This window comes from Streptomyces geranii (assembly GCF_002954775.1).
Classification (GTDB): domain Bacteria; phylum Actinomycetota; class Actinomycetes; order Streptomycetales; family Streptomycetaceae; genus Streptomyces; species Streptomyces geranii.
Map to the genome: position 1 here is coordinate 188,876 of NZ_PJME01000008.1, position 13,924 is coordinate 202,799.

The 13,924-nt window shown below is 70.3% G+C and carries 14 protein-coding genes and 2 pseudogenes; 7 read left to right on the forward strand and 9 right to left on the reverse strand.

The genetic code is table 11. The features are described from left to right. Positions 1-13 precede the first annotated feature (13 nt). Entirely contained in the window at positions 14-1,516 is a 1,503-nt protein-coding gene (locus tag CW359_RS14585; protein WP_105970459.1) for an MFS transporter, read from the forward strand. Between the two features lie 154 nt (positions 1,517-1,670). Next, on the forward strand, positions 1,671-2,435 hold the full coding sequence (locus tag CW359_RS14590) for a TetR/AcrR family transcriptional regulator (RefSeq protein WP_105970354.1): 765 nt from the start codon (positions 1,671-1,673) through the stop codon (positions 2,433-2,435). Positions 2,436-2,466: 31 nt separating this feature from the next. On the opposite strand, the gene CW359_RS14595 is transcribed toward CW359_RS14590, so the two are convergent. Further along, a complete protein-coding gene (locus CW359_RS14595) occupies positions 2,467-2,940 on the reverse strand; it encodes a PPOX class F420-dependent oxidoreductase (protein WP_105970355.1) in 474 nt (157 codons plus the stop codon). 48 nt (positions 2,941-2,988) lie between these two features. Further along, positions 2,989-3,496: pseudogene (locus CW359_RS14600) on the reverse strand (hypothetical protein). Here CW359_RS14600 and CW359_RS46415 point away from each other — a divergent pair. Next, positions 3,441-3,680, forward strand: a pseudogene (locus CW359_RS46415) (Scr1 family TA system antitoxin-like transcriptional regulator); the annotation flags it as partial. The pseudogenes CW359_RS14600 and CW359_RS46415 overlap by 56 nt on opposite strands. A 56-nt stretch (positions 3,681-3,736) precedes the next feature. Here CW359_RS46415 and CW359_RS14610 read toward each other — a convergent pair. Continuing rightward, a complete protein-coding gene (locus CW359_RS14610; protein ID WP_105970356.1) occupies positions 3,737-3,925 on the reverse strand; it encodes a DUF397 domain-containing protein in 189 nt (62 codons plus the stop codon). Between the two features lie 10 nt (positions 3,926-3,935). Next, entirely contained in the window at positions 3,936-4,787 is an 852-nt protein-coding gene (locus CW359_RS14615; protein ID WP_105970357.1) for a helix-turn-helix domain-containing protein, read from the reverse strand. Positions 4,788-4,939: 152 nt separating this feature from the next. Between CW359_RS14615 and CW359_RS14620 the strand changes: the two genes are divergently transcribed. After that, on the forward strand, positions 4,940-5,383 hold the full coding sequence (locus CW359_RS14620) for an ATP-binding protein (protein WP_105970358.1): 444 nt from the start codon (positions 4,940-4,942) through the stop codon (positions 5,381-5,383). A gap of 73 nt (positions 5,384-5,456) precedes the next feature. Further along, complete coding sequence (locus CW359_RS14625) at positions 5,457-5,909, forward strand: hypothetical protein (protein ID WP_105970359.1); 453 nt, start codon at positions 5,457-5,459, stop codon at positions 5,907-5,909. A 6-nt stretch (positions 5,910-5,915) separates the two neighbouring features. Here CW359_RS14625 and CW359_RS14630 read toward each other — a convergent pair whose 3' ends face one another. Genes CW359_RS14630 through CW359_RS14640 form a run of 3 tightly spaced genes read right to left on the reverse strand, consistent with a single transcriptional unit; the run spans position 5,916 to position 9,680 of the window. After that, complete coding sequence (locus CW359_RS14630) at positions 5,916-6,743, reverse strand: YceI family protein (protein ID WP_105970360.1); 828 nt, start codon at positions 6,741-6,743, stop codon at positions 5,916-5,918. Between the two features lie 6 nt (positions 6,744-6,749). Beyond that, positions 6,750-9,221, reverse strand: coding sequence for an MFS transporter (locus tag CW359_RS14635; RefSeq protein ID WP_105970361.1), 2,472 nt, complete (start codon positions 9,219-9,221; stop codon positions 6,750-6,752). 21 nt (positions 9,222-9,242) lie between these two features. Beyond that, positions 9,243-9,680 carry a MarR family winged helix-turn-helix transcriptional regulator gene (locus CW359_RS14640; protein WP_105970362.1) on the reverse strand — a complete coding sequence of 146 codons (438 nt, stop codon included), beginning with the start codon at positions 9,678-9,680 and terminating at the stop codon, positions 9,243-9,245. A gap of 192 nt (positions 9,681-9,872) precedes the next feature. On the opposite strand from CW359_RS14640, the gene CW359_RS14645 reads away from it, so the two are divergent. Continuing rightward, positions 9,873-10,070, forward strand: a complete 198-nt coding sequence (locus CW359_RS14645) for a hypothetical protein (RefSeq protein WP_105970363.1) — start codon at positions 9,873-9,875, stop codon at positions 10,068-10,070. A gap of 400 nt (positions 10,071-10,470) precedes the next feature. Continuing rightward, on the forward strand, positions 10,471-10,998 hold the full coding sequence (locus tag CW359_RS14655) for a GntR family transcriptional regulator (RefSeq protein WP_105970460.1): 528 nt from the start codon (positions 10,471-10,473) through the stop codon (positions 10,996-10,998). Positions 10,999-11,391: 393 nt separating this feature from the next. Here CW359_RS14655 and CW359_RS14660 read toward each other — a convergent pair whose 3' ends face one another. Together CW359_RS14660 and CW359_RS14665 are read right to left on the reverse strand one after the other, a co-directional pair. Next, the gene (locus CW359_RS14660) at positions 11,392-12,264 is read right to left on the reverse strand and encodes an MHYT domain-containing protein (RefSeq protein ID WP_105970364.1); all 873 of its coding nucleotides are present in this window, start codon (positions 12,262-12,264) and stop codon (positions 11,392-11,394) included. A gap of 666 nt (positions 12,265-12,930) precedes the next feature. Next, positions 12,931-13,848, reverse strand: a complete 918-nt coding sequence (locus CW359_RS14665) for an RNA polymerase sigma factor SigF (protein WP_105970365.1) — start codon at positions 13,846-13,848, stop codon at positions 12,931-12,933. Positions 13,849-13,924: the final 76 nt, after the last annotated feature.

Here is a 13,924-nt window from a genome sequence, read left to right on the forward strand (position 1 = left end):
TACGGTGTACAACATGTCTACGTCCCCCCAGGGCACCCGCTCGGACAAGTCCCGGTCCCAGTCCCAGGGTCACCCCCAGCGCTGGCTGATCCTCGGTGTCATCTGTCTCGCGCAGCTCACCGTGCTGCTCGACAACACCGTCCTGAACGTCGCGATCCCCTCCCTCACCCGGGAGTTGGGCGCGTCCACGTCCGACATCCAGTGGATGATCAACGCGTACTCGCTGGTCCAGTCGGGCCTGCTGCTCACCGCCGGCAGCGCGGCCGACCGCTACGGCCGCAAGAAGATGCTGATAGCGGGCCTGGCCCTGTTCGGCGTTGGCTCGCTGGTCGCCGGACTGGCGGACAGCACCGGCCAGTTGATCGCGGCGCGGGCCGGAATGGGCGTAGGCGGGGCGCTGTTGATGACGACCACGCTGGCCGTGGCGATGCAGATCTTCACGCCCGAGGAGCAGCCGAGGGCGATCGGCATCTGGGCGGCGGTGAACTCCCTAGGCTTCGCCACGGGCCCCCTCCTCGGCGGCTTCATGCTGAACCACTTCTGGTGGGGCGCGATCTTCCTGATCAACCTCCCCGTCGCGGCACTGGGGTTGGTGGCGGTGGTGGCGCTGGTCCCCGAGTCCAGGAATCCGCAGGGCGACCGCCCGGACCTGGTGGGTGCGCTGCTGTCGACCATCGGCATGTCCTCGCTGGTCTTCGCGATCATCTCCGGCCCGGAGCACGGCTGGACCTCCGGCCGCGTACTGGTCCCGGCGGCGGTCGCGGTAGTCGTGCTCGCCGCGTTCGCGTACTGGGAGAGCAGGATCCCGTACCCCATGCTGGACATGCACTTCTTCCGCAACCGCCGCTTCACGGGCGCGGTCGCGGGCGCGGTGCTCATCACGTTCGGCATGGGCGGCTCCCTCTTCCTCCTCACCCAGCACATGCAGTTCGTGCTCGGATACGGCCCCCTGGAGGCCGGCCTGCGCACGGCACCGCTCGCCCTCGCGATCGTCGCCCTCAACTTCACCGGCGTGGCGGCGAAATGGTCGGCGAGGCTCGGCACCCCGATCGCCATCGGCCTCGGCATGACGGCGATGGCGGCGGGCCTGGTGTCCATCGCGACGGTTGCCTCCGGCGGTTACGCGGGTACGTTGCTGGGCCTGCTGCTGATCGGCACGGGAGCGGCGGTGGCGAGCCCCGCGATGGCCCACGCGATCATGAGCTCCATCCCGCCGGAGAAGGCGGGTGTCGGGGCGGGGATCAACGGCACGGTGGCGGAGTTCGGGCAGGGTCTGGGGGTCGCGGTACTGGGCGCGGTGCTCAACTCGCGCTTCGCGGCGCTGATTTCGGTGGCGGCGGTGTCCCTGCCGGGGGCGTTGGCGGAGGCGGGGTCGGCGGCGGAGAGGGCGCGTATTACGGAGGCGTTCGCGTCCGGGCTGGAGACGAGTCAGTTGGTGGGGGCGGGGGCTGTGTTGCTGGGTGGGGTGGTGGCGGCGGTACTGCTGCGCAGAGCCGAGCGGATGAATGCCGCCTAGGAGCTCGGGGGTTCTGTTCTGTTGCGGGTGTGGCGCCGTCGTGGTTCATCGCGCCCACGCGGCGGAGCCGCATATCAGGCACAGCCCCGCGCCCCTTCAGGTCGGCTGCGGCCTAGCATCTTTGCAAGTGAACGTACGTATCGGGAGGTGCGCCATGGCGAAGGCGGTTGAACGGCCTGCGCGGACCAGTGTGTGGCTGGAAGGGAAAGCGCGCCGGAGCAGTAGTGGACGTAGCGGTCAGCCCTCCGGTCTGGACCGGGACCGGATCACCGAGGTGACCGTGCGGCTGCTGGACGCCGAGGGACTGGCGAAGTTCTCCATGCGCCGTCTCGCCGCCGAGCTGAACGTGACGGCGATGTCCGTGTACTGGTACGTCGACACCAAGGACGACCTGCTCGAACTCGCCCTGGACGCGGCCTCCGCCGAACTGCGCCTGCCCGACCCGGAGTCAGAGGGCGAGGACTGGCGCGACCAGCTCCGAGTGCTGGCCGGCGAGTACCGCTCGTTGCTGGTCCGCCACCCCTGGGTGTCACCGCTGGCCGGTACTTACCTCAACATCGGCCCGCACTCACAGGCGTTCTCGCGCGCGGTGCAGCGCGTACTGCGCCGTACGGGACTGCCCGCACGGGGGCTGACGGGCGCCATCGCCGCCGTCTTCCAGTTCGTGTACGGGTTCGGCACGGTCGAGGGCCACTTCATCGCCCGCTGCGCGGACGCGGGCATGACGCAGGACGCCTTCTTCCAGCACGCTATGAACGCTGTCGGGGCCGCCCCGGAGACCGCCGAGTTCATCCAGGAGTCGGCGGACATGATGGAGGCGCGGGGCGGCGGCACGGTGGAGGAGATGAGGGAACGGGACTTCGACTTCGCGCTGGAGCTGCTGGTGGCGGGGATCGAGGCGATGGTGGCGAGGGCGTGAGCGCTCCCCGTAGGCCTCCCGCCCCCTACCCTCATGCCTCCCCGGTCACCAACCGGGCCGGGAACCCGCCGGTGGCAACAGGCCCCCACTTCTCCGGAGTGACCCGAATGATCGACTTCCCCTGCTTGAGCATGGCCTCGCGATACTCGTCCCAGTCGGGGTGCTCCCCGGCGATGTTCCGGTAGTACTCCACGAGCGGCTCGACCGACTCGGGCGAGTCGACGACCTCGGCGGTCCCGTCGATCTGCACCCAGGGTCCGTTCCAGTCGTCGCTCAGGACGAGCAGGCTGACCCGCTCGTCCCGCTTGGCGTTACGCGTCTTGGCGCGCTCGGGGTACGTCGACACGACGACCCGCCCCGAGTCGTCGACCCCACAGGTCAACGGCGAGGCCTGCGGAGACCCGTCCGCACGCCGGGTGAGCAGAATCGCCCGATGCCGGGGCCGCACGAAGTCGAGCAGCTCGGCGAGGGAGACGGCGGTGTTCGTAGCGATGTTCGGTGCCATGTGGCCAGCCTAGGGGCAGGTGGGCTGCGGGGCCTGTCCCCGCTGGGCTCATGTCCGGGTCGGACCCGGGCAGGCCAGTGCGGGCTTCGAACGGTTCGGGGAACAGGTCACCACGGCCACGGAAAGGTACGAGGGGTGTTCGAGGTAGAAGCCGTACGACACGTCTCTGCCGGACTCCAGTTGTACGGCGGCCGAGTCGACCAGCGTGGCCAGCCGGGTGGCGTCCCGGTCGTACGCGCAGACGAACCGGTGCGTGTGCTCAGCCAGAGCCTCTCCGATCCAGACCGCCGCTGCCTTCGCCTCGCCCCAGGTGCCGCGCACGAGCGAAGGGGTTTGATCAGCCAGTACGCGATTTCGAGCGGCGGCAGATCGACGGCCGGAACTCCGCCGACACTTCCCGGTGGCGCTGGATCAGTTCGGGTTTTCCTCCGGCCGGGGGTGGGTCGGGGTGCGGGGGCCGGCGTAGGGCTTCCTGATCGAAGCGCTCCTTTGTCCCGACCCAGAACGTCGCTGTGGGTATCGTCCCGTTCTCGGCGCAACGAACCGTGTGGCCCATGCCGACCTTCACCGTCTTTGACGACACCAGGGTGCACGCGGACACATTGGACGCTGCTTCCGCCCTCACACAACCAAGCCAGGTCGAGTTGTACACCCGAGCTTTTGAGCGGCTGTCCCAGGGAGCCGCGCGCGGAGCGGCAGCACGTTCCCTGATAGCGGATGCGGTGGCGTCACTGACGTGACGAACGATGTCGGTGGACGAGCCGCAGTCACGGCTGGTCGGCACCACCACCGTTCCTCACCTCCGGGAAGAGCGCCGCCCCACACCGGAGAGGAAGTCCGCCCAGGCCGCGGGCCGGACGGTGAGTTGGGCGCCCGCGGGTGTCTTGGAGTCGCGTATGTGGATGGTGGTGGGGGCGGTGGCTATCTCGACGCAGGCAGAGCCTTCTTCGCTGTAGGTCGACTTGTGCCAGGTCGGTTCGGTCATCGTTCGTCTCTCAGGTGTCTTGGGAGATGCGGTGGATGAGGTCGCGCGAGGGGGCGGGTTTCAGGGCGACGGACTCCATGCGGTTAAGGACGAGCCGGTACTTCTCCAATTGTCCTGCCGCGTCGACGAGTTGGCTGCCGTGTGCCGTGTCCACCTCGACGGTGTCGAGGGCGGGTACCGGGCCGTGGAAGTAGTCGACGGCGTGCCCGGCCGTGGGGAACGACGTGCCGTCGAAGGGGATCACGCGAAGGCCGACGGCGGGGTGTTCGCTCATCTCGGTGAGGTGCCGCAGCTGAGCCCTGGCCACCTCGCGACCACCGAACTGCATGCGCAGGGCGGCCTCGTGGACGATCGCCGCGTATGGCGGCGGCTGCTCACGGTGGAGGATGGCCTGGCGCTTGATGCGGTGCGAGATGCGGTACTCGATGTCGTGCGGGCGCAAGGGCGGCACCGCTTCGCGGAACAGCGCGCGGGCGTGTTCCGGTGTCTGGAGCAGACCGGGGATGTTGATGACCTGGGTCACGCGCACCGCCGTGGCGTGGTGTTCCAGCTCGGCCAGGTCGAGGAGGCGGGACGGCAGGGTGTCGCGGTACTCCTCCCACCAGCCCCGCGTGCGATCCGCGGCCATGGCGGCGAGGGCGTCGACCAGGGGAGCGTCCGTGGCGCCGTAGATCTGGGCGAGCGTGTGCACGCGTTCCGCGCTGACGCCGAAGCGGTTGGCCTCGATGTTGCTCATCTGGCCCTGAGTCGTGCCCAGGGACCTGGCGGCCTCGGCGGCGGTCATGCCGGCGCGTTCCCGTAGTCGGCGCAGTTCTACGCCGACCCGGAGGCGGCGTGCCGTCGGGGCGGGCCTCGGTGCCATGTCTCCACTCCGTTTCGTACACCTGGCGTGGGGGGTCACCCACACGAAGCATATTGCTGAAGGTTTTTCGGAATTCTGCAAAACCTTCAGCAGGCGCAGTCTACGGTGAAACCGCAAACCACCGAGCCAACCCCCCACCGCAGGAGCCGTCCATGCGCACCGTATCCCCGCCCACCACCTGGACGTACACCCTCCGCCTCCCCCACGACCCCCGCGCGGCACGAGTCGCACGTATGACCGTACGGACCGTGCTTGACACCCACGGCAGGCCCGAAATCCTGGACGCCGTCGAGCTGTTGACCTCCGAGCTGGTCACCAACGCCTACCGGCACACCGACGGCCCCGCCTCCCTCCGCCTCACCGCCCTTGCCGACGGACGTCTGCGCGTCGGACTCTGGGACAGCCACCCGCGTATCCCCGCCCCCTTCGGCTCGCCGCCCCGCGACCGCGTCCCGCTCGCGCCGGCCGACCGGGAGGGCGGGCGCGGGCTGCGTCTCGTACAGGAGTACGCCGACTGCTGGGGTGGCTGGCCCCTCGGGGACGGTCTGCTGGACCGCGGCGCCGGGAAGTTGCTGTGGTTCGAGGTGGGCGGGTGAGTGAGACCGGTCGGTTCTGGAGAGGGATCCGAACGGACGGACAACGGAGACCTGGGGGCGGGGAGCGAACGGAATGACCGACAACGGTTCGGGTAACGGTGAGAAAGACGTTGCGAACGACACTGAGTTCGACGCTGAGTTCGACGCCGAGCGCGAGAACAACGCGGACCAGTGGCCCCTCCTCCCCGACTGGATGTGGGACTGCGCCGACTGCGTCCGCTTCTACGAGGAGATGCGCCACGTACAGGCCGAAGTTGCCGGGCTGACGGCCGAGGACTCCTCCGTCGACTGGGACTTCGCCGACAGCGTCTTCGGTACGCAGATCCGGCTCGGCCGTCATCTCGCCGACGCGCACGCCGAGTTGCTGGCCCCGTGGGACCCCGCCTGCGCGACCTGCGCCGAGCGCCAGGAGTCCCTGGTCAAGGCCGAGGGACGGCCCGACTGGATGCCCGCCGCCGTGATGAACGCCGAGGAACACCGGGCCCGGCACCTCTTCGTCCCGCCCCGCCTGCTCCGCCTCCTGTAGCCCGACTCAGTCGGTTCCCTGTACCGCCTGAATCTCGATCTCCACCCTCAACGTCGTACCGATCGCCGCGATCCCCGCCCGTACCACCTGGTTGTAGTTCATGGCGAAGTCCTCGCGCCGCAGTTCGGTCGTCGCCCGGAACGCGGCCCGCGTCCCGCCCCAGGGATCGGCGCCGGTGCCGAGGTAGGCGAGGTCGAGGTCGACCGGACGTACGACACCGCGCATGCCCAACTCGCCGTGGACGAGCCAGCGGTCGGCCCCGGCGCCCGGGGTCAGGCCCGTCGAGCGGAACGTGATCTCCGGATGCCGTTCCACGTCCAGGAAGTCGGCGGAACGCAGGTGATCGTCCCGCGTCGCGTTGCCCGTATCTATCGAGGCGGCCGAAATGACCGCCTCCACCCGGGACTTGGCGACCTCGTCCGGCGCGATCTCGATCGCCGCCGTGAACTCCGTGAACCGCCCGCGCACGCTGGAGATGCCCAGATGCTGGGCCACCGCCCCGACCGACGAATGCGCCGGGTCGACCAACCACGTTCCCGGCGGCGGCAGTTCGGCGCCGCCGCCGAGCCGGGCGAGGGTGACCGTCCCGACCTCGGTCCGACCGCTCGCGGTCACGATCGCGCTGGACGCCGTCGGCGCGTACCCGACCGCCGTCACGATCACGGTGTACGCGCCCGGCGCGAGCGGAGTCGTGTCGCGCACGACCCCGTCCGCGTCGGCCCCGGCCCGCAGCACCTGCTGCCCGGTCATGTCGGTCACGGTCACGACGGCGTGCGACACCGCCCACCCGTCCCGCGAAACGATCCGCGCGTTGAGCCCTGGAACAGTCGTCATGTTCCGCTACTCCCCACCGGGGTGGGCGAGTTCGATGTCGTGGCCGTCGGTCCCGGCGCCCGCGACGGTCAGGGCGGTGGCCGCCGGCGGGTAGCCGGTCGCGATGACCGTGTACTCGCCGCCGTCCAAGTCCGTGAAGGCGTACGCCCCGTCCGTACCGGTCGTCGCCGAGCCGACCACGTTGCCCGCCGCGTCGACGAGCGTGACCCGCGCGTCCGCGAGCGGCCCGTGCGGCGCCCGTACGACACCCTGGACGTGCGCCCCGGACGCGAGTTCCACCTCGACCCGGGTCACCCCGGCGCCGCCGACCTCGACGGGCAGCGCCCGCGGCCGGTACCCGGCGGCGTTCACCGCGACGGTCACGACCCCCGGCACCAGCTCGGCGAACGTGAACTCGCCCTGCTCACCGGTGTTCCCGGTGGCCAGCACATCCCCGCGCACATCGGTGACGATCACCATCGCGTCCTTGACGGCCAGCCCGTCCTCCGCACCCCGCACCAGCCCGCCGAGCCCACTGGTGCCGCTCAGCAGGATGTCGTACGAGACCGGCTCGCCGCCCACGACCACGGTGGACGCCTGCGGCTGGAACCCGTCCGCCGAGGCGATCAGGACGTACGAGCCCGTGCCGGGCGCGTCCAGCGCGTAACCGCCGTCGCCCTGCGCGACCGCGCGGCCCAACTGCCGTCCGGAGAGGGAGATCAGCGTGACGGCGGCCTGCGGAACGGGCGCGCTCTCGACACCGCGCACATGACCACGTACCGGAATCCCGGCGGGAGCGGGCTCGTTCACGGGCTCGACCGCGACCGGAACCGTGGGAGTGGAGGCGACGGCCGGCGCCTCCGCGACCGGAGCCGTGGCGGAACCGTTCTCCTCCGCGGCCATCGCCAGGGCGCCCTTGGTCCGCAGCGGGACCTCCTTGATGAAGAGGGAGATGACGAGGGCGAGGAGGGCGGCCGGGGCCGCGTAGAGGAAGACGTCGCCGATGCCGTGGCCGTACGCGCCCTCGATGACCGAGCGCAGGGGGGCGGGCAGGGCGTCGAGGTCGGGGATGGTGTTGGAGGTCGAACCGGAGAGCGCGGAGGCGTACTTCGGGTCGAGGGTCGCCAGGCCGTCCTTGAGGTGGTCGGTGATCCGGTGGCTCAGCACCGCGCCCAGCGCCGAGACGCCGATCGCACCGCCGAGGGAGCGGAAGAAGGTGACGACCGAGCTGGCGACGCCGAGGTCGGCGGGGGAGACCTGGTTCTGGGTGCAGAGCACGAGGTTCTGCATCATCATGCCGACGCCGAGCCCGAGCAGCGCCATGTAGACGGCGACGTGCCAGTACGGGGTGTCGTAGCGCAGGGTGCCGAGGAGGCCGAGACCGGCGGTCACCAGCACGCCGCCCGAGAGCAGCCATGCCTTCCAGCGTCCCGTACGGGTGATGACCTGGCCGGAGACGGTGGACGCGACGAACAGGCCGCCGATCATCGGGATCGTCATGACGCCGGACATGGTCGGCGACTTGTCGCGGGCCAGCTGGAAGTACTGGCTGAAGAAGATCGTGCCCGCGAACATCGCGACGCCGACGAAGAGCGAGGCGAGGGAGGCGAGGGTGATGGTGCGGTTGCGGAAGAGGCGCAGCGGGATGATCGGCTCGCTGGCCCTCGACTCGACGAGGACGAAGACGCCGAGGAGCGCGAGCGTGCCGCCGAGCATCGCGCCCGTCTGCCAGGACGCCCAGTCGTACTTGTCACCGGCGAAGGTCACCCAGACCAGCAGCAGGCAGACGGCCGCGGTGATGAAGAAGGCGCCGAACCAGTCGACCTTGGCCTGACGCTTCACGACGGGCAGGTGGAGGGTCCGCTGGAGCACGATGAGCGCTATGACGGCGAAGGGGACGCCGACGTAGAAGCACCAGCGCCAGCCGAGCCAGCTGGTGTCGGTGATGACACCGCCGATCAGCGGGCCGCCGACCATGGCGGTGGCGAAGGTGGCGCCGAGGTAGCCGTTGTAGCGTCCGCGCTCACGCGGGGAGATCATCGCGGCGAGGATGATCTGCGCGAGGGCGGAGAGCCCGCCCATGCCGATGCCCTGCACGGCACGGAAGCCGATGAGCATGGCGGCGTTCTGCGAGAGCCCGGCCGCGGCCGACCCGAGCACGAAGATGACGAGCGCGAGCTGGATCAGCAGCTTCTTGGAGAAGAGGTCGGCGAGCTTGCCCCACAGCGGGGTGGACGCGGTCATCGCGAGCAGCGACGCGGTCACGACCCAGGTGTAGGCGTTCTGGCCGCCGCCGAGGTCCTTGATGATGTCGGGCAGGGCGTTGGAGACGATCGTGGAGGACAGGATCGCCACGAACATGCCGAGCAGCAGTCCGGTGAGCGCTTCCATGATCTGCCGGTGCGTCATCGGCGTGCCGTCGGCGGAGGCGGAGCCGTGGGACCCTCCCCCGTGCTTGGCGTGAGCCGCCCGCACACCGGCCGGTGTGGTCGTTGCCATTGAGCTTCCTTCTCCGTTCGCTTACGAGTGTTGATGTGCGGCGAAGCTCTCCCGGAGCCGCCCCATGAGCCGGGCGAGCTGGGCGACCTCGTCGTCGCTCCAGTCGGCGAGCCGGCGGGCGAGGAGTGCGCTGGTACGCCGTGACAGCTCACCGATCTGCGCGTGCCCCGCGGGGGTCAGCCGCAGGATGCGGGAGCGCTTGTCGGCGGGGTCGGGCAGCCGTTCGATCCAGCCGCGTCCGGCGACGTGGGCGACATGGCGGCTGGTGACGGACATGTCGACGGCGAGCAGCTCGGCGAGCCGGCTCATCCGCATGTCCCCGTGCCGGTCGAGCAGCGTCAGCACAGCGGCCGAACCGCCGGGACACTCGGGCGGCATGATCCGCCCCATCTCCCGCCGCACGGCCCCGAAGGCGCTGAACTGACGCACCAACTCCTCGTACTGCGCCTGCTCGGCCATCACACCCCCACCTCATTTGTTGCTTGAGGCAACCATAGAAAAGATTGGTTGCTACAGGCAAATGAAATGGGGAGGAGGTGGACTAAAAACTTGGCAAAGGCAAGCATTGGCGAACGTAAACACGCAGGTGGGAGCGGCCTGCGAGGCCCCCCGCTTGGGCGGGCCCGGCCGGGTTCGCTAGGGTCTCCCACCATGGCCAACACCCAGGGCCCCGAGGGCAACTACGACCCCGCGGGCAGCACCCAGATGTTCCGAGCGTTCGTCGACGAGACCCCCCAGGGCGGCAGCCGCCCGGCACCGGCCCAGGCGGGCCCCCGCATCGGCCTGATCGTCGGCGTGGTCGTCGCCGTGCTGGTGGTCGCGGCGGTGGCCTGGCTGGCGCTCAAGTAGAACCACGGAAATCCGCACCGCGGGCCTCGGCTGCAGCCGAGGCCCGGTTTCTGCTGCCTCGCGACCGGAGGACGTACCGCCGATGAATCGTGGTGACGACGGGCATGCCGGGCATGCCGGGCACGCCGGGCACGCCGGGTACGCCGGGGGCGACCGGGGTGGCGGGGTCGCCGGGGACGGCGGCTATGGCGGGCATGACGGGGATGCCGGTGCTGGCGGGCACGACGGGGATACCGGCGACGGCGGGCACGTCTTGGCCGCCGGGGGTCGCGGGGGCGCCGGGGACAACCGGGTTGGCGGGGGCGTCGGGGACACCCGAGGTGGTGGGGACACCCAGGGTGGTGGGGACACCCAGGGTGGCGGGGATAACCGGGACGGCAGTGGCAGCGGGGACGGCTGGATCAGCACCTCCGTGCCCTACCTCGCGCCGCAACCCGGCGGCGGCCCGGGTGACGTATGGGGCGAGGAAGCCGCCGCGAAGGGCCGCCGGGGCACGCAGCGCATCGTTCACGCGGGGGAGGTGCCGGCCTCCGAGGAGGTCTCCGGCCTGCTCGGTGTCGCCGAGGGCGAGGCAGTGGTCGTACGCCGTCGGGTGATCGAACTCGACGGTGAGCCGTGTGAGTTGACGGACACCTACTACCCGGTGCACATCGCCGGCGGCACCGGACTCGCCGACGTCGCCAAGATCCCGGGCGGAGCCGTCACCCTGCTCGCCCGCCTCGGACACGTGGGCGTGCGCGTACGCGAGGACGTGACGGCCGGCCTGCCGAGCGCGGCGGAGCAACAGGCCCTGCGCATCGGCCCGGACACCCCCGTCCTACGGCTGACCAGGCTCACCCTGGACGCCGGGGACCGCCCGCTCCAGGCGGACCTGATGACGATGCCGGCGCATGGGCAACGCCTGCGCTACGAATTGCGGATCGGGTAGCCGCGGCCGGTGCGCGCACGGCGGAGCGGGCGTGTTCCCGCGCCGGAACTCCGGGGACGCGGCGGACCGCGCCCCGGAGCATGAGGCCCTTGTCAGGCCGCGAGCCATTACGGTCCCCAGCCGCAGCCGACCTGGGTGCCCGCGCCGAAGCCCCCGTTGCCGTTGCCGTACCAGCGGTACAGGCACTGCGAGCCGGAGTTGATGGCGATGAGATCGCCGTTCCCGTCGTTGTTCAGGTCGCCGCCGCCGACACGCCCCTGGCCGCGCTCATCGGCCGCACCCGGGCTGCCCTGCTGGAGGCCGTCGTCCCCGGTAGCTCGACCGGCGACCCGTACCCGCGCCGCTCCGCGCCGGGCAGCGGCGGTACGGCTACGGGCAGGCGTACGGGTACGGCTACCAGGAAGTCCGCGACTGCGAAGTCCGCGCCTGCTGCTCGTCGAAGTGGGTCGGCTGCGCCGGAACCGTCCCGCGCGGTGCAGTACCCCGCGGTGCCGTTGCCGCGACAGGCGCCCGGTCCCAGTCGTCCTCGGTCAGCATCATGTCCGGGTCGAACATGACGATCACGGCGGCGACCAGCAGGACGACGAGCGGGCCTGCGAGCATCGCCAGGAGGAACGACAGCAGGTCGGTCGACGACTGCGAGGTCGCGCTGTGTCCCGTCAGGTGGACGGAGACGGCGGCCATGCCGGTGTAGTGCATGCCGGTCACGGCCACCCCCATGACCAGGCTCGCGCCGAGGCTGGCCCACAGGGCGTGGATGGAGACGACCACCCACAGTGCGGCCGTGGCGGCGGCGATGGCGATGACGATGGAGAGGATCACCGTCGGGGTGTCGTACCCGAGCGTGCCGTTGGTGTGGATGGCGGCCATGCCGAGGTAGTGCATGGCCGCGACGCCGAGCCCGGTGACCGTGCCCGCCGTGGCCAGCGTCGCCGGAGAGCCGCCCCGGTAGCCGACGAGGAACACGCCGACCGAGACGACGGCGATGGCGACCACGAGGCTGAGCAGGGTCTTCGTCGTGTCGTAAGTGACCAGCGCGCCCTGGACGTTGAAGCCGATCATCGCGATGAAGTGCATGGTCCAGATGCCGCAGCCGATCGCCGTGGCGCCCAGCGCCAGCCAGCCGGCTCTTCGGTGCGGGCGGCGCAGCGACCGGGTCGTGCAGCGCAGCCCGAGCGCCGCCCCGAGGCAGGCCATCAGGTAGGCGACGACCGGGGTCACGGCGCCGTAGTAGAAGTTGGAGACGTCGGAGGCGGCGTAGGTCATGGTGGCTGGTTCCCTTCGCTTACACGTGTCGGCAGGCGACATCGCGGAAGCGGTGTGCCGGCACGGTGGTGTGGCGGATCGGCGGTGTGGTGCACACACCTGCCCTGCTTCGGGCCGGGCCGATACGGGGGCCTCCACCTGGAAGGAGACGTAGCGAAACGAACCATGGAGACGTGGCGAACGCTGGAGTACCCGACGGCCGAGGCGAGCGCGGGCGTCGATTCCCTCCCCCTGCCGCGCGCGTTTCGGCTCGGCCCGGCGGACCTGACCGGAACGCGTGGCAGTCCTGCTGGGGAGCAGGCCACGGGGAGCCGAGCGGTCAGTTCAGGCCACCTGGCCGAGTTGTGCACGATTCAATCATGGGAAGCGCACACTTCCTACATATTGGGGGTTTCGTTCGCCGAATCGTTTCTTCAGCGTTCTGCGGCGCCTTGTGATGTTCTTCGCCGCTCTACGCCGCACCTCGCGACGGCCGCCGAGGTGGTCAGGGCGATGATGCCCCGGCGGTCATGCGTCGTCGTCGCGAGTCGTCGTACGCCCGGTGGGTGTCTGTGGGTGTCTGTCGAAGCACCGCGACACCGTCACCGATGCTTCGTCAGAAGTGAACCCACGACCCTCGAACCTCTGGAGGTACGACTCCCGAACCTCTGGAGGTCCGATCTCGGGTCAGTCAGAGATCAGGCCCTCGCGCAGCTGGGACAGCGTGCGGGTGAGGAGGCGGGAGACGTGCATCTGGGAGATGCCGACCTCCTCGCCGATCTGCGACTGCGTCATGTTGGCGAAGAAGCGCAGCATGATGATCCGGCGCTCGCGCGGCGGGAGCTTGGCCAGCAGCGGCTTGAGGGACTCGCGGTACTCCACGCCCTCCAGCGCCGTGTCCTCGTACCCGAGGCGGTCGGCCAGGGAGCCCTCGCCGCCGTCGTCCTCGGGGGCCGGGGAGTCCAGGGACGAGGCCGTGTACGCGTTGCCGACCGCGAGGCCGTCGACGACGTCCTCCTCGGACACGCCCAGGACCACGGCGAGTTCGGGGACCGTCGGCGAGCGGTCCAGCTTCTGGGAGAGCTCGTCGCTGGCCTTGGTGAGGGCCAGCCGCAGCTCCTGGAGGCGGCGCGGGACGCGCACCGACCACGAGGTGTCCCGGAAGAACCGCTTGATCTCGCCCACGACCGTCGGCATCGCGAACGTCGGGAACTCGACGCCGCGTTCGCAGTCGAAGCGGTCGATCGCCTTGATCAGGCCGATCGTGCCGACCTGGACGATGTCCTCCATCGGCTCGTTGCGCGAGCGGAAGCGGGCCGCCGCGTAGCGCACGAGGGGGAGGTTCAGCTCGATGAGGGTGTCCCGGACGTACGCACGCTCCGGGCTGTTCTCGTCGAGGGCGGCGAGCCGCAGGAACAGGGAACGGGACAGGGTGCGGGTGTCGATGGCTCCCGTGCTCGGCGGAGCCGGCGGGAGGGCCTGGACGGCCGGGGCTGCCTCTGCCTCGACCTCCACTACGAGGGCCGGGACGTCGTGAAGCTCGGCCGGCGTCGACTCGCTCTTCGTGAGCGTGAGCACCTTCGAGCTGCCCTGGTCTACGGACATGCCACCCCCTTTGGGTCGCGGACGGTCGCGGCGGACGCTCCCGTCTGAGGAACGCAGCCTTCACCTGAATACCGGA

Coding starts and splice junctions, on each gene's coding strand:
- CW359_RS14635 (WP_105970361.1), bottom strand. CDS start 9,221: ATGGCAACGACCACACCGGCCGGTGTGCGGGCGGCTCACGCCAAGCAC.
- CW359_RS14645 (WP_105970363.1), top strand. CDS start 9,873: ATGGCCAACACCCAGGGCCCCGAGGGCAACTACGACCCCGCGGGCAGC.
- CW359_RS14615 (WP_105970357.1), bottom strand. CDS start 4,787: ATGGCACCGAGGCCCGCCCCGACGGCACGCCGCCTCCGGGTCGGCGTA.
- CW359_RS14665 (WP_105970365.1), bottom strand. CDS start 13,848: ATGTCCGTAGACCAGGGCAGCTCGAAGGTGCTCACGCTCACGAAGAGC.
- CW359_RS14595 (WP_105970355.1), bottom strand. CDS start 2,940: ATGGCACCGAACATCGCTACGAACACCGCCGTCTCCCTCGCCGAGCTG.
- CW359_RS14585 (WP_105970459.1), top strand. CDS start 14: ATGTCTACGTCCCCCCAGGGCACCCGCTCGGACAAGTCCCGGTCCCAG.
- CW359_RS14625 (WP_105970359.1), top strand. CDS start 5,457: ATGACCGACAACGGTTCGGGTAACGGTGAGAAAGACGTTGCGAACGAC.
- CW359_RS14660 (WP_105970364.1), bottom strand. CDS start 12,264: ATGACCTACGCCGCCTCCGACGTCTCCAACTTCTACTACGGCGCCGTG.
- CW359_RS14620 (WP_105970358.1), top strand. CDS start 4,940: ATGCGCACCGTATCCCCGCCCACCACCTGGACGTACACCCTCCGCCTC.
- CW359_RS14590 (WP_105970354.1), top strand. CDS start 1,671: ATGGCGAAGGCGGTTGAACGGCCTGCGCGGACCAGTGTGTGGCTGGAA.
- CW359_RS14610 (WP_105970356.1), bottom strand. CDS start 3,925: ATGACCGAACCGACCTGGCACAAGTCGACCTACAGCGAAGAAGGCTCT.
- CW359_RS14630 (WP_105970360.1), bottom strand. CDS start 6,743: ATGACGACTGTTCCAGGGCTCAACGCGCGGATCGTTTCGCGGGACGGG.
- CW359_RS14640 (WP_105970362.1), bottom strand. CDS start 9,680: ATGGCCGAGCAGGCGCAGTACGAGGAGTTGGTGCGTCAGTTCAGCGCC.